The following is a 13,636-nucleotide window of genomic DNA, read 5'->3' on the forward strand; positions in this document are numbered from 1 at the left end:
GCCCATGCTGCGGAGCGCCCCGGGGGTGTCGCGCTTCAGGCCGACATGTCGAGCACGATGCGGCCCTGGATCTGGCCCTGGTGCATGCGCGCGAACACGTCGTTGATGTTCTCCAGCTTCTCGGTGGCCACGGTGGCCCTGACGGCGCCGCGGGCCGCGAAATCCAGCGACTCCTGCAGGTCCAGGCGCGTGCCCACGATGGAGCCGCGCACCGTGACGCCGCGCAGCACCATGTCGAAGATCGGCAGCGGGAAGTTGCCGGGCGGCAGGCCGTTGAGCGACACGGTGCCGCCGCGCCGCACCATGCCCAGCGCCTGCTCGAAGGCCTTGGGCGATACGGCCGTGACCAGGGCGCCGTGGGCGCCGCCGATCTCCTTTTGCAGGTAGGCGGCGGGGTCGGTGGTCTTGGCGTTCACGGTGACGCTGGCGCCGAGCTGCTTCGCCAGTGCGAGCTTGTCGTCCTCGACGTCCACGGCCGCCACGTTCAGGCCCATGGCCTTGGCGTATTGCACGGCCATGTGGCCCAGGCCGCCGATGCCCGAGATGACCACCCAGTCGCCCGGCCGGGTGTCGGTGACCTTGAGGCCCTTGTACACCGTCACGCCGGCGCAGAGCACGGGCGCGATCTCCACGAAGCCCAGGTGGGCCGGCAGGTGGCCTACGTAGGCCGGGTCGGCCAGCGCGTAGTCGGCGAAGCCGCCGTTGACCGAGTAGCCGGTGTTGTTCTGCGATTCGCACAGCGTTTCCCAGCCGCCCAGGCAGTGCACGCAGCACCCGCAGGCGGAGTGCAGCCAGGGGATGCCCACGCGGTCGCCTTCCTTGACGTGCTTCACGTTGCGGCCCACGCCGGCCACGAAGCCCACGCCTTCGTGGCCCGGGATGAAGGGCGGATTGGGCTTGACGGGCCAGTCGCCCTCGGCGGCGTGCAGGTCGGTGTGGCAGACGCCGGAGGCCTCGATCTTCACGAGGATCTGGTCATCGGTGGGAATGGGCACCAGCACTTCCTCGATGGTCAGCGGCTTGCCGAACTCGCGGACGACGGCGGCTCTCATGGTCTTGGCGGTCATGGCGATGGAATCCTTTCTTCGTGATGGCAATGGACAGGAGGCAGGCCTCCACCTTAGGCGCGCCTCCCGTGGTCCGGGCTGATGCAGGTCAGGCCGCCCCGCAATCCCGGCGAACTCCGCGCCGCCGGGGTTGCGGGGGCTGGGCGGTCAGAAGAAGCCCAGCTTGTCCGGGCTGTAGCTCACGAGCAGGTTCTTGGTCTGCTGGTAGTGGTCGAGCATCATCTTGTGGTTCTCGCGGCCGATGCCCGACTGCTTGTAGCCGCCGAAGGCCGCGTGCGCGGGATAGGCGTGGTAGCAGTTGGTCCACACCCGGCCGGCCTGGATGCCCCGGCCCATGCGGAAGGCGCGTGCGCCGTCGCGGCTCCAGACGCCCGCGCCCAGGCCGTAGAGCGTGTCGTTGGCGATCTCCAGTGCCTCGTCCTCGGTCTTGAAGGTGGCGACCGAGACCACCGGGCCGAAGATCTCTTCCTGGAAGATGCGCATCTTGTTGTGGCCCTTGAACACGGTGGGCTGGACGTAGTAGCCGCCCGCCAGGCTGCCGCCCAGGGCGTTGCGCTCCCCGCCGATCAGGCAGTCGGCGCCTTCCTTTTTGCCGAGGTCCAGGTAGGAGAGGATTTTTTCGAGCTGCTCCTGCGAGGCCTGGGCGCCGATCATGGTGCCCTTGTCCAGCGGGTGGCCCTGCCGGATCGCGGCCACGCGCTTCAGCGCCCGCTCCATGAACTGGTCGTAGATCGATTCCTGGATCAGCGCCCGGCTCGGGCAGGTGCAGACCTCGCCCTGGTTGAGCGCGAACATGGCGAAGCCTTCGAGGGCCTTATCGAAGAAGGCGTCGTCGGCCGCCATCACGTCCTCGAAGAAGATGTTGGGGCTCTTGCCGCCCAGCTCCAGCGTCACCGGGATGATGTTCTGGCTGGCGTACTGCATGATGAGCCGGCCGGTGGTGGTCTCGCCCGTGAAGGCGATTTTCGCGATGCGCGGGCTGCTGGCCAGCGGCTTGCCGGCCTCCAGGCCGAAGCCGTTCACCACGTTCACCACGCCCGGCGGCAGCAGGTCGCCGATCAGCTCCAGCAGCACCAGGATGGAGGCGGGGGTCTGCTCGGCGGGCTTGAGCACCACGCAGTTGCCGGCGGCCAGCGCGGGCGCGAGCTTCCATACCGCCATGAGGATGGGGAAGTTCCAGGGAATGATCTGCCCCACCACGCCCAGCGGCTCGTGGAAGTGGTAGGCGATGGTGTGGTGGTCGATCTCGCTGATGCCGCCTTCCTGCGCGCGCACGGCGCCGGCGAAGTAGCGGAAATGGTCGATGGCGAGCGGGATGTCCGCCGCCATGGTCTCGCGCAGCGGCTTGCCGTTGTCGATGGTTTCGGCCACGGCCAGCGTGAGCAGGTTGGCCTCCATGCGGTCGGCGATCTTCAGCAGGATGTTGGCGCGGTCGGTGGCGGAGGTCTTGCCCCAGCCCGCCTTGGCCTGGTGGGCCGCGTCCAGCGCGGCGTTGATGTCCTTGTCGTTCGAGCGGGGTATCGCGGTGAAGACCTGGCCGTCGATGGGCGAGCCGTTCTCGAAGTACTGGCCATCGATGGGGGCCGTCCACGCGCCGCCGATGTAGTTGCCGTATTGCTTCTTGTAGGGGTTGGCGATGCCGAGGTTGGCGATTTCTGCCATGTCCATGGTGCTTGTCTCCTGGTGGTGATGACGGTCGGTGTGCCGGTGTTCCGCACTGCGGGCCCGGCCGGCGGGAATGCGCAATCGCCGTGCCAGGCGGCGGCGCATGCCTCGCTCCCTGGGAGCGCCGGGCCGGCGGGTGTGCCATGGTTGCGGCACCGGTGTTCCAGGTGTTCCGTTCTGGAGCAGGTGTACCGCGGTGCCCGTGGCACAGGGACGGGCGCGGCGGTGGGGGTGGAAAAGCCGGGGGATGCCCCCATAACCGCTGGGATGGGCCCGGGCCTGCCGGTGTCCCCGTTTGCAATCAACCCTCCGAGAAAGGACGAGCATGAACCTGAGCACGCGAACCTCCCGCCTGCGGCGTTTTCTCCTGGCGGCGGCGGCCACGGCCGTGGGGGCGTCCGCCTGGGCCCAGTACACGGGCCCTTCGGCGACGCCGGCCTACCGGACGGTGGCCGAGGTCCTCAAGAACCCGGTGGACGATGCGCCCGTGGCGCTGTCCGGCCACCTCGTGCGGCAGCTCAGCAAGGACAAGTACCTCTTCTCCGACGGGACCGGCGAGATCCGGGTGGATGTCGATGCCCGGCATTTCCCGTCCACGGCGGTGAACGAGAAGACGCGAGTGCACCTGCGCGGCGAGGTCGAGAAGGAGTTCCTGGAGAGCCCCGAGATCGACGTGGACAGCCTGGCGCTGGCCCCCTGAGCCTGGCGCCGCCCCGCCGCAGTCCCGGGGAGCGCGCGCCGCGCGCCATGGGCTTGGTGTATAACCGCGCCTCCCCGCCGGTTCCATGGCCCCCCTGGGACGCGCCGCGGCGGAGCCACCGCGCGCCCCGCCGCGGCCTTTTCGATCACTCCCGAGCATGACAGACCACTACGCAGCCCTGGGGCTGAGCGCGAACGCGTCGCTGGCCGACGTCAAGAAGGCCTTCCGCCAGAAGGCGGCGTTCTACCACCCCGACCGCAATCCGGCGCCGGACGCGGCCGAGCGGTTCAGGGCCGTGCAGAAGGCCTATGAAGTCCTGTCCGACGAAGCGGCCCGGCAGGCGTACGACGACAACCGCCGCCGCAACCTGCTCGACGATCCGCTGCAGACCGCGCGGGAGATCTGGCAGTCCTATTTCAAGAACGTGCTTTCCTCGTGAAACTCTCTCCCTTCTTCCATGACCTGCGCTCGGCCTACCAGTCCGAGCTGGATGACCTCGCGCTCGACTCCGAGGGCAAGGATGTGCTGCGCAAGCGCCTGGCGCAAAAGCGCGGCGAGATCGCCTTTCTCGCGCAGATGGTCGATTTCAGCCCCGAGATGGTGGCCGTGGCCTTCCACCAGGGGTTCCGCTTCCACCGCCCGGCGGCGCTGGAGCCGTTGCTCATGCGCAGCGCGGCCGAGCTGCCGGAATGGTCCGCGCTGGACGGCGCCGTCACGCTGGAGCCCTGGGCCCAGGCGCTGGCCGACGTGGTGCTGGCCGAGCCGTCCGGCGCGCGCTTCCTGACCATCGCGGCGGTGCTCGAATACGTGCGGCAGCACAGCCGCTTCGCGGCCGCCGCCGCTGCCGAATCCGGTGCCGCGGAAGGCGAGGAGGGTGACGACGGCGAGCCGGTCGAGCGCGACGATGACGACGACGCCGGCCGCTGGAGCGCGGACGACGCCGACGAGCCGCGCACCCGCTCCGACCGCGAGGACGCCGGCGCCGACTGGCTGGCCGACCTCGGCTTCGACCGCAAGGAATGACGCGCCGGCCCGTCCTGCGCCCCTGAAACGCTTCTACGACCGCACCCGCCCATGTCCCGACACCTCGCACTCATCACCCAGACCCAGAGCCTGATCGCCGCCGGCGACATCGTGGGCGCCGAATCCGCGCTGGCCGACCTGGCGGACGCCGAGGGCGACGGCGCGCTGGTGGAGGTGCTGGGCGAGCTGGCGCCCAAGGACGTGCTGGCGGTGATGCGCGAGTACGACGAATCCCGGGCCTCGGTCGTCAACATGCTGGTGACGCCGCAGCAATTCGCCCGGGCGCTGGTGCTCGAAAAGCAATACAAGGACGTCACCCACACGCACCTGCGCAGCATGCTGAACGCGGTGGTCTTCCGTGGCGACGTGGAGCCGCTGGAGTTCATCACGGCCATCGGCGACACCGAGGGCGGCAGCGAGGCGCTGGCCCACTATTTCGCCGAGAAGTGGAGCCGGCTGGAGGCCTTCGCGCGCACCGGCACCTTCGACGCCACGGAGGATTACGGCTCCGCGCTCACGGAAGACCAGCTCTTCGACGTGGCCTACGCGCCCCCGCGCGTCGAGCAGGACGAGGTGGCCGACCGCGACTGGATGCAGCTCGCCTGGCTGCTGCGCTACCAGTGCCCGGACCTGTTCATCGAGACCCTGCTGGTGCTGCGCGCCAAGGCGCAGGCCCACGACCTGGGGCTGGGCGACGAGGAGGGGGACGAGGGCGATGCGGGCGACGGCAAGTTCGAGACCAGCGAGACCGACCGGGGCAAGGCGACGCCCGCCGCGCGCGCCTCCGACGAGGAATCGGCCATCTGAGCCCGGGGCCGCCGCGATGACCTCCCCCGCAACCGATCCCGCCGCGGCCGGCGCCGCGCCCGCGACGGCGCTCTCCCTGCACGATGCCCGCCCGTTCTTCGAGAAGGCGCTGGTGCACGGCATCCGGCACGGCATCATCCCGGCCGACAAACTGGCGGCCATCGAGGCCGACGCGCCCAAGGGCATGGTGCAGATCGCCCGCTACTTCGGCACCGAGTTCCTGCGCCCCGAGCTGGAGAAGGCGCGCGAGCGCATCGTGAACCTCGTGAGCCTGGACCTGCTGGAGGAGAGCGGCGGCGACCTGGGGCGCGCGGCCCAGGTGCTGCGCGATCACACCCTCCTGTCGCGCTCCAAGGCGGGCTCCGACCGGCTGCGCCGCCTGATCGCCCTGCCGCAGGACAGCAACTTCGGCTTCCTCTCGACGACCGGCGAGCCTGACGTGCACCAGCTGGCCGCGTGGTCGCTGCGCGGCCATGCCGAATACCGCGCCGAGCTGGCGCGCCGCACGGCGATCGCCGCCGAGGTGGCGGCCGCGCGCTGGTTCGCCGAGGGCCTGGGGCTCGACGAGGAGGCCCTGGAGGAGGGCGCCGCCGACGCCCAGGCCGTGGTGCGCATGGGCCTGCTGTGGGGGTGGATGCACCCCGCCGCCGAGGCGTGGCCGCACGCCGCGGCGTTCGAGAAGCGCCTTGCGGCGCTGCGGCGCAAGGCCGTGAAGGTGCCCGCGCAGCTTCCCCTGCCGCCGGACATGCCGCCCGAGGCCGCCGACGCCGCGCAGGCGCACCGGTCGGCCGTGCTGGCCGACGCCGCGCGGGTGCTGGACCCGGCGGTGCCCCCGCGCGCGCTGCTCAAGCCGATGGGAAGCTTCCGGGCGCGCTACTTCCTGGTGGACGACCCGCTGGCCGAGGTGGACGGCTACCACCACGGCCTCGATGCGATGGTGGAGGAGGGCGACGACAGCGAGCCCCCCGCATCCGCCAGCAAGACCTGGGCGCGCACCACGCAGGGCCACGAGGACGAGCACTCGCTGCTGACGCTGTTCCTGTGCCTGGCGGCGGGCGTGCCCCGCAAGACCGTGCTGACCGGCAAGGCCGCCGCGAGCCTGGTGCGCCGGGTGCGCAAGCACGGCTGGCAGCCGGAACTGGCGGCCGGGTTCATCCGCGACCATGCGGCGGGCGCCCTGCAGCCGGGGTATCTGGCGCTCTGGAGCAGCTTCGTGGACGAGGCCCGCGCCACCCTGTGCAACGACCGGGACGAGAGCCTGCAGGAGGCCCTGGCGTGGCTGCGGCGTGAATGCCACGTGGGGGCTTGAAGAACAACCCCCTGTGGCGCTGCGCGCCATCCCCCTTCTCTCGCGCTGCGCGCGGGAAGGGGGACAACGCCGGTGGCCGGGCGGAGCCCGCTCCACGGCGTTTGCTGGCATGGCCTGCTCCGCGGCCATCGGACGGGTAGCGCAGCGCCGGTTTTATACGCCGGGGGGATGCTATGGTTGCGGATGTCGGTTTGCTATCTAATTGGTAGCGTGGTATGCAGCAGATCCGGCGACATGGGGGCGTTTTGGCCTGAAATCATTGACGGGGTGACCATCCTGGGGCTTTGCACGGCGCTGGCATTGGTTTGCTATTGAATTGGTAGCGTGATGTGCAATGAATCCGGCGACGTGGGGGCGTTTTGATCTGAAATTACCGGCTGGGTGGCCACCCGGGGGCTCCCGCGCGGTCAGGGGCAAAAAAAAGCCGCCCGGGTGAATTCCGGGCGGCGGTGCTGCCGGGACGTGCAACGTTCAAAAATCCCCGGGAGTATGCGGATGGCACTTCATGAACGTCTTTCGGCACACGTGCGGCAGCACGAAAAAAGCGGGGGCCTGCGCTGCCGCTCAGGGGCAGGCACCCCGGGTGGTGGTGAAGATGGCGACGCCATTCAGGTAGAGGGTCACCTTCAGGCCCTGCGGAAGGATGCCGCAGGTTTCGCAGCAGGCCTTCAGCGGGCCGTGGGGCGGGATCGGCAGCGGCAGGGTCACCCGCTGGGGGCCGAGCAACGGGATGCGGAAGCAGGCCTGTTGCGTGGCCGGGTCGTAGGCGGCATCGACGCAGGCCCGGATCTGGAGCGCATCGACACCCTGCAGGGTTGCCTGGAGGGCCCCGAAACCGTCGGGGGCCGGGTCTGCGAAGCCCGTCACCGCGAAGTTCCTCACGTGCCCGGAATCCGGGGAGAGGGTGTCGTGTCGGCAGTGGCAGTCGGACATGGGAGTGGCTCTTTCCTGGTGTCTGGCGGCGGACCCGCTGCCCGCGGGGCGTGCCGCGGCCTGCATGGAGGGCATCCGCCGTGGCGCCTCCCGCCCCCGCTTCGTGCCTGAACGGCCCGATCCGAAGCACGCGCGCATCGGGGGCAGGGCCGGCGCATGCCGGGCCCTGCTGCGGAAGGTCGCCCACGCATTACGCGCGGGCGGGCCGACCGGATTCATGCGGCTTCGCAGCCCAAAAGATCACTGCGTTGCTTTGCCGTGCCACTGCACCGTTTGCAGCCTCGCGCCTGGTTCTCTCCTGGATGGCCAACCCGTGTCACGCGCCGGATGCCACGGGTTCCTGGGCCACGAAGAAGCCGGCCTGCAGCCAGGGCTGGCGGACCTCGGTGCGCCACGAGTGCGCCACCGCGTCCAGGGGGTGCCCGGTGCCGTCCGCGATGGCCTGCAGCGCCTGGGGGATGCCGCCCCGGGCCTGGACCTCGGCCAGGAAGCGGTGGTGCAGCGGGCTGACGGGATAGGTGTGGGTCAGGTAGTCGCGGCGCACGATCAGGGCATGGAACGGCCGGGCCTGCGGCGGTTGCGGGTCGCGGCCGGCGCGCACTTCGTGGTAGTACCAGGCCACGGGATAGCGGCCGGTGACGAGCACCGCGCAGGGCTGCAGCACCAGTTCGCCGTCCGGCGTGGCCTCGCCGGGCCAGGGCCGGCCCTCGTGGCCGGGGGCGTCGAACAGGTGGTAGAGCACCCGCTCGTAGCGGGCCAGGTCCACCATGAAGTCGATCCACGTCTCCCGCTGCGCGGGCGGCAGGTCGTGGTCCGGGCGCGTGTCCTCCAGCCATTGCGGGAAATGCCGCCCCAGCTCGTACAGCGTGTGGCTGCGCGAGGGATGGGCCTGCAGGTATTCGGTGGCGAACGCATGGAAGACGTCCGGGCCCAGCGCATGGCGGGTCGCGGGGAACTGCTCCTGCAGGCAGTGCACGAGCCGCAGGAGGTAGCTGCGCTGGTAGATCGCCAGGCAGGCCGCGGCGCCGAGGTGGGCCCCCGGCTCCAGGAGCGCGCTGGCGGCGCGCGGGGGGGCGCTGCCGGGGTGGACGAGGGCGTCCAGCATCCATTGCTGGACATCCGCCAGCGTTTCGGGCGCCGGGGTCATGCCGGATGTCCCATGGCCACCTCGGGCACCATGAAATCGAGGGGCGTGGACACGGCCGTCCGCGCGCCCGCCGCGGGCCGGGGCGGGCCGGGCGGCCGTGGCGCGGCCCCGGGGCCGATGAATTCCCGGGCGCGCAGCACCTCGGCGTGCAGCGTCTCGAAATCGGGCACGTCGCCGTCCCATTCGAGCAGGGTGGCCGCGCCCTGGCTGCGCTGCCATGCCACGCGGAACAGGGCCCACACCGCGTCGCTCACCGGCTGGTCGTGGGTGTCCACGATGTGGGTGCCGCAATGCTGGTGCCCGGCCAGGTGCAGTTGCACCACGCGATCGAACGGGAAGGCCCCGAGGTAGTCCATCGGGTCGGTGCCGGCATTGAAGCAGCTCACATGCACGTTGTTGACGTCCAGCAGCAGCAGGCAGCCCGTGGCATCGCACAGGGCCCGCAGGAACTCGGGCTCGGAGAGGGTGGAGTGCCTGAAGCGCACGTAGGTGCTGGGGTTCTCCAGCACCAGCGGCCGCTCCAGCACGTCCTGCACCTGCCGCACGCGCCGGATGACGTGCGCGAGGGTCTCCTCGGTCAGCGGCAGCGGCAGCAGGTCGTGGCTGTTGATGCCCTGCACCCCCGTCCAGCACAGGTGGTCGCTCACCCAGCGCGCGGCCACCTCGTCGGCCAGTTGCCGCAGCCGCCGCAGGTAGCCCGCGTCCAGCGGGTCGGTGCTGCCGATCGACAGCGAAACCCCGTGCAGGACCACGGGATAGCGCTCGGCGATCCAGCGCAGCACGGCCCGGGGCCGCCCCCCGGAGTCCATGAAGTTCTCGGAGATGGCCTCGAACCAGTCCACCGGGGGCCGGTGGGCCTGGATGTGGCCGAAGTGCTGGTTGCGCAGGCCCACGCCGAGGCCCAGCCGGGCGTCCTGCGGAAAGCCGCCCATGCGATGGGCCACGGACGGGGGCTTCACGCGCAGCTTCCGGCGCCGCTCATGCCGCTGGCGCCGCAGGCCGTCATGCCCTGGCCGCTGTAGTCCTGGATCCACCCGATGGTCGGCCCGTAGCGGAACAGCTCGGGGTGCGGCAGCGGGGGCTCGGCCGGCAGCGACGGATTCTTCTCGCGCAGCTGCGGCCAGGTTTTCTCCGCGAACACGGCCCGTGCGCGCCCCCAGACGCTCTTGCCGCGGTTGGGGCCGGCCGTGCTGAAGCGCTCGGCATTGATCGGGGTGGCGCAGGAGCCCAGCGTGGCGCAGTCGTTGGCGCCGGGGTGGTTCTGCTCCTGTCCCGTGCCGTAGAGCCCGCAGCCGCCCTGGCCCGCGCAGGCGTTCTTGACGTGGCAGGTGTGGTCGGACACCTGCGGCTGGGCGGGGTTGGCGTAGTCGTACTCCAGCGCGGTGGAGCAGTAGCCCTGCCCGGCGCAGGCGTTGTCCCGGGTGCGGCCCTGGCCCTGGCATTGGTTCAGGCCCATGCAGGCATGGCGTGCCTCGCCGTCCTGCAGTGCGTCCGGGCCCGGCGGGTTGGCGGGGAAGCGGGGAATGCCGTGGTACTTGCCGCTGTCGCACGGCGCGGCTTCGGCCGGCTTCCAGAGGCTGCTCACGTCGGGCAGCGTGGGGATCATGCGGACGTAGTACTGCAGTTCGCTCTGGGTGTACCAGGCGGCGTTGCCGTACTGCGCATCGATTTCGCCGCACAGGTTCACGAGGGTCGCGAAGGCGTTCTCGCGCGGGCCCAGGTCGATGTTCTCGAAGGTCGGGGCGAGGCGCGGGCTGGCGGTGGTGGTGCTGACCTGCTGCAGGGAGACCTTGCGCATGGACTGGATGATCTTGTCCAGGATCCAGATCATCGAGCGGTGCAGGGCCTGGTTGAAGTATTTTTTCTGGTCCTGGGGCTTCTGCAGGAAGATGCTCTCCGTCATGATCAGCATGTACTGGTAGAGGCCGCTCACCAGGTTGGCGACGTCGCGCTGCCCGGCCGGATAGCCGGCCGCCACGGGGTTGTCGGGAAAGTCGAAGACGATGGTGGCCAGCTCCTGCGGGCTGAACTGCCGCGCGGCGGGCTCGGGCGGGCGGGGGTGGCGCGGCAGCTTTTCATGGTGCGGGTCGTAGCCCTGCAGCCGGGACTGCAGCTTCAGGAACTTGTAGTAGTGCGACCATTCCTGGTGCGATGCGTCGTCGAACTTTTCGGGGCCGAAGCCTTCGCCCTGGGCATCGATCGTCTGGATGGCCTGCAGCGCGCGTTCGCGCGAGTCGATGGTGATCAGCGCGGAGGCGCCGGCATGCGCGTCCTCGCGGCTGGCGAAGGCCGCCACCGAGGCCGCCGACCCGGCCTGCGCCGGGGCCACGGGGCAGCGCGCGTCGAACCGCTGCTCCGGGTAGGCGGTGTCGATGCTGTTGGACGAGTAGTTGCCGGGCTGGATCTGGTGGCGCGCCTGGCCCCGCCGGAAATCCGCGTCGGTGATGTGCCGGCAGCTGATGATGCAGCGGATGTAGGAATAGATCTGCCCGATGGTCTTCCAGTGGTCGGACTCGGGCGGCGCGTCGCTGGCCGCCGGGTACTCGATTTCGAGGAACTTCCACAGCTGCTGCAGCGACAGCCGGGCCAGCGGCAGGGACAGGGGCTGGTGGTCCGGCCCGAGCTTGCCGTGCGCCGGCAGGTTGCTGGGGAACGGGGAGGGCGACCGCAGGTAGAGCTGCGGCAGCTGGCCCAGCGAGTACAGGATGTTGGAGGACAGCGACATGTGCAGCATCTCCTCCACCGCGATGCTCATGACCGTCGCGCCGGCCTCGTCCGCGAACCGCGACAGCTCGGTGTCCGGGAAGCCCGCCGGGGTGCGGTCGATCGAGTAGTAGGTGTAGAGGTAGAGCGGAATGGTCGCCAGCTCCACCTCGATCGCGATCTGCAGGTGGGCCTGCAATTCGGAGAGGGCGCGGGCCGGGGTCCAGTGGGCGTCCAGATGGTGCACCAGGCGCTGCTCGGCTGCGGTCAGGGGGCGTACGGGAAGGGCGTGGGAGGTCGTGGCGTGGGGTTGCATGGTGGGGCGTGGGGTGGTTCTTCTTTGGGGGCATGCCGGGTGCACTCTGGTGCGCCGGCGATTGGTAGCGGTGGGTGGCGTGGGCCGTGGGAGCTTCCTCTCTCTTCCTCCTTGCTTGTCGTTTTCAATCGCTGTTGTCATTTTCGACCGTTGGCGCGGTAGTTGCTAATCCGTGGCCGGTCGATGCAGGGCGCAGTCTGCATGGGCCGGCGGCGCCGCCTCTCGGTGTATTCCCTGTTGCTGCCGCACAGGGTCGGAGAAATTTTCTTCATGGTGGCATGCCGCTGCCTTTCATCGCATCTTTAGAATCCTGAAGCGTTCTGAAACATATCTATGAAGGGTGGGGTGGCCAGCCTGCCGGGAGGGGATCACGCAGGTTCGTCGTTCACTGCCCTCGGAAATCCATGGCCACTGAATTCACGTTCGACCACTTTGTCTTGCGGGTGCACGAGCGCCAGCTCCTGGCGCACGGCAAGCCCGTGCTGCTGGGAGCCCGGGCCTTCGACGTGCTCTGCGCGCTGGTGCCCAAGGCGGGCGCGCTGGTTACCAAATCGGAGCTGTTCAGCCAGGTGTGGCCGGGCATGGTGGTGGAGGAGAACAACCTCCAGGTCCACGTGTCCGCGCTGCGCAAGCTGGTCGGCTCCAGCCTGATCGTCACGATTCCCGGGCAGGGATACCGTTTCGTGGGGCGCGTCGGCGTGGCACCGCGCCAGAGCGCGGCGCCCCCCGAGCCGCCGCCCCCGGCGGCGGCTCGGTCGGTGGCGGTGCTGCCCTTCGGGGTGGCCGAGGCTGACTCCGACCAGCAGTATTTCGCCGATGGCGTGGCGGAGGACATCATCAACCGCCTGTCCCGGTCGCGGTGGCTGTACGTCATCGCCCGCAACTCGGCGGTGCAGTACCGCCACCCGCTGCCGCCCAACGGCGTGATCAGCCGCGAGCTGGGGGTGCGGTACATCGTCTCCGGGCAGATCCGGTTCCGGGGCGGGCGCGTGCGCGTGACCGCCGAGCTGATCGATGCGCCCCGCAACGAGACCATCTGGACCCAGAGCTACGACCGCCCGGTGGATGACCTCTTCGAGGTGCAGGACGCGATCTCCACCGCGATCGTCAGCGCCATCGAGCCGGTCTACCTGCGGCGCGAGGAGCTGGTGAGCCGCCAGACGCCCCCGCGCGACCGCCACCACTGGGAGCTGCTCATGCGCGCGCGCTGGCATTTCTGGCGCTCCAGCCGCCACCACGTGGAGCGGGCCGAGCACTTCGCCGAGCAGGCGCTGGCGTCGAAGCCGGACGACTCGCCGAGCCTCGCGCTGCTGGCGTTCGTGCGCATGACGCGGGTGTGGGCGGGCTGGTCCGACTGCCCCCGCGTGGACATCTCCGAGGCGCACCACCTGGCCCTGCGCGCCGTCAGCAACGACGACACCGACGCCTTCGCCCACTTCACGCTGGGCACCGCGCTGTCGTTCACGCGGAGTTTCGCCCAGGCGATCTCCGAGCAGGAGCATGCCCTGTCGATCTACCCGCAGTTCGCCGCGGCGGCGGGCGAGCTGGGGCGGGTGCTGGCGTTCTGCGGGCGCACGCAGGAGGCGGCGGCCTATGCGCTGCAGGCCTGCGAGGCCAGCCCGCTGGACCCGCACATCAGCCTCTGGATCCGCACGCGCGCCCTGGCCTGCTTCATCGATGGCGACTACCCCGGCGCGGAGGCCTTCGCGCTGCAGGCGCTCTCCAAGCGGCCGGACTGGTTTTTCAACCACTACCTGCTGGCCGCCTGCCAGGTGGCGGCCGGCCACCCGGACGAGGCGCGGCAGACGCTGGAGCAGGCCCGCAAGTTCGGCCCCTATTCGCTCAACGCCATGAAGGCCGGGCATCCCTTCATCGACGAGGCGCGCCTGGACCATTTCATCGACTGCCTCCGCCAGGCCGGCTGGAGAGGCCAGTAACACAACGCATGTCCAACAACAGAGAGAGG

At 70.0% G+C, this 13,636-nt stretch carries 12 protein-coding genes; 6 read left to right on the plus strand and 6 right to left on the minus strand.

What is annotated here, in order from left to right:
• Positions 1 to 35: 35 nt before the first annotated feature.
• Together adhP and adh are read right to left on the minus strand one after the other, a co-directional pair.
• Positions 36 to 1,067, minus strand: a complete 1,032-nt coding sequence (gene adhP / locus AX018_RS04365) for an alcohol dehydrogenase AdhP (RefSeq protein ID WP_111876085.1) — start codon at positions 1,065 to 1,067, stop codon at positions 36 to 38.
• A gap of 147 nt (positions 1,068 to 1,214) precedes the next feature.
• Positions 1,215 to 2,735 (minus strand): aldehyde dehydrogenase, encoded by a 1,521-nt coding sequence (adh, locus tag AX018_RS04370; RefSeq protein ID WP_111876086.1) that lies wholly within the window; start codon positions 2,733 to 2,735, stop codon positions 1,215 to 1,217.
• Between the two features lie 322 nt (positions 2,736 to 3,057).
• Between adh and AX018_RS04375 the strand changes: the two genes are divergently transcribed.
• The 5 genes from AX018_RS04375 (at position 3,058) to AX018_RS04395 (ending at position 6,571) form a co-directional block, all read left to right on the plus strand.
• Positions 3,058 to 3,432, plus strand: a complete 375-nt coding sequence (locus AX018_RS04375) for a YgiW/YdeI family stress tolerance OB fold protein (RefSeq protein ID WP_111876087.1) — start codon at positions 3,058 to 3,060, stop codon at positions 3,430 to 3,432.
• Positions 3,433 to 3,589: 157 nt separating this feature from the next.
• On the plus strand, positions 3,590 to 3,871 hold the full coding sequence (locus AX018_RS04380) for a DnaJ domain-containing protein (RefSeq protein ID WP_111876088.1): 282 nt from the start codon (positions 3,590 to 3,592) through the stop codon (positions 3,869 to 3,871).
• Positions 3,868 to 4,455: a hypothetical protein gene (locus AX018_RS04385; RefSeq protein WP_111876089.1), complete on the plus strand. Its 588-nt coding sequence runs from the start codon at positions 3,868 to 3,870 to the stop codon at positions 4,453 to 4,455. Before AX018_RS04380 ends, AX018_RS04385 begins: the two co-directional genes overlap by 4 nt.
• A gap of 51 nt (positions 4,456 to 4,506) precedes the next feature.
• A complete protein-coding gene (locus AX018_RS04390; RefSeq protein WP_111876090.1) occupies positions 4,507 to 5,262 on the plus strand; it encodes a hypothetical protein in 756 nt (251 codons plus the stop codon).
• 16 nt (positions 5,263 to 5,278) lie between these two features.
• Positions 5,279 to 6,571 (plus strand): hypothetical protein, encoded by a 1,293-nt coding sequence (locus AX018_RS04395; RefSeq protein ID WP_111876091.1) that lies wholly within the window; start codon positions 5,279 to 5,281, stop codon positions 6,569 to 6,571.
• A gap of 564 nt (positions 6,572 to 7,135) precedes the next feature.
• Here AX018_RS04395 and AX018_RS04400 read toward each other — a convergent pair.
• From AX018_RS04400 to AX018_RS04415, 4 genes are all read right to left on the minus strand, one after another.
• On the minus strand, positions 7,136 to 7,504 hold the full coding sequence (locus AX018_RS04400; RefSeq protein WP_146749214.1) for a hypothetical protein: 369 nt from the start codon (positions 7,502 to 7,504) through the stop codon (positions 7,136 to 7,138).
• A 316-nt stretch (positions 7,505 to 7,820) separates the two neighbouring features.
• The gene (locus tag AX018_RS04405; RefSeq protein WP_111876093.1) at positions 7,821 to 8,651 is read right to left on the minus strand and encodes an HvfC/BufC N-terminal domain-containing protein; all 831 of its coding nucleotides are present in this window, start codon (positions 8,649 to 8,651) and stop codon (positions 7,821 to 7,823) included.
• Entirely contained in the window at positions 8,648 to 9,610 is a 963-nt protein-coding gene (gene bufB / locus AX018_RS04410; protein ID WP_245951423.1) for an MNIO family bufferin maturase, read from the minus strand. Before bufB ends, AX018_RS04405 begins: the two co-directional genes overlap by 4 nt.
• Positions 9,607 to 11,670 (minus strand): ferritin-like domain-containing protein, encoded by a 2,064-nt coding sequence (locus AX018_RS04415; protein WP_170146176.1) that lies wholly within the window; start codon positions 11,668 to 11,670, stop codon positions 9,607 to 9,609. The genes bufB and AX018_RS04415 overlap by 4 nt, the downstream gene beginning before the upstream one ends.
• A gap of 404 nt (positions 11,671 to 12,074) precedes the next feature.
• On the opposite strand from AX018_RS04415, the gene AX018_RS04420 reads away from it, so the two are divergent.
• Positions 12,075 to 13,607, plus strand: a complete 1,533-nt coding sequence (locus AX018_RS04420; RefSeq protein ID WP_111876096.1) for a winged helix-turn-helix domain-containing protein — start codon at positions 12,075 to 12,077, stop codon at positions 13,605 to 13,607.
• The last annotated feature ends 29 nt before the right edge of the window (positions 13,608 to 13,636 follow it).

Source organism: Paracidovorax anthurii (assembly GCF_003269065.1).
In the GTDB taxonomy this organism is placed as follows: domain Bacteria; phylum Pseudomonadota; class Gammaproteobacteria; order Burkholderiales; family Burkholderiaceae_C; genus Paracidovorax; species Paracidovorax anthurii.

Coding starts and splice junctions, on each gene's coding strand:
- AX018_RS04375 (WP_111876087.1), top strand. CDS start 3,058: ATGAACCTGAGCACGCGAACCTCCCGCCTGCGGCGTTTTCTCCTGGCG.
- AX018_RS04390 (WP_111876090.1), top strand. CDS start 4,507: ATGTCCCGACACCTCGCACTCATCACCCAGACCCAGAGCCTGATCGCC.
- AX018_RS04405 (WP_111876093.1), bottom strand. CDS start 8,651: ATGACCCCGGCGCCCGAAACGCTGGCGGATGTCCAGCAATGGATGCTG.
- AX018_RS04395 (WP_111876091.1), top strand. CDS start 5,279: ATGACCTCCCCCGCAACCGATCCCGCCGCGGCCGGCGCCGCGCCCGCG.
- AX018_RS04400 (WP_146749214.1), bottom strand. CDS start 7,504: ATGTCCGACTGCCACTGCCGACACGACACCCTCTCCCCGGATTCCGGG.
- AX018_RS04380 (WP_111876088.1), top strand. CDS start 3,590: ATGACAGACCACTACGCAGCCCTGGGGCTGAGCGCGAACGCGTCGCTG.
- AX018_RS04415 (WP_170146176.1), bottom strand. CDS start 11,670: ATGCAACCCCACGCCACGACCTCCCACGCCCTTCCCGTACGCCCCCTG.
- AX018_RS04420 (WP_111876096.1), top strand. CDS start 12,075: ATGGCCACTGAATTCACGTTCGACCACTTTGTCTTGCGGGTGCACGAG.
- adhP (WP_111876085.1), bottom strand. CDS start 1,067: ATGACCGCCAAGACCATGAGAGCCGCCGTCGTCCGCGAGTTCGGCAAG.
- adh (WP_111876086.1), bottom strand. CDS start 2,735: ATGGACATGGCAGAAATCGCCAACCTCGGCATCGCCAACCCCTACAAG.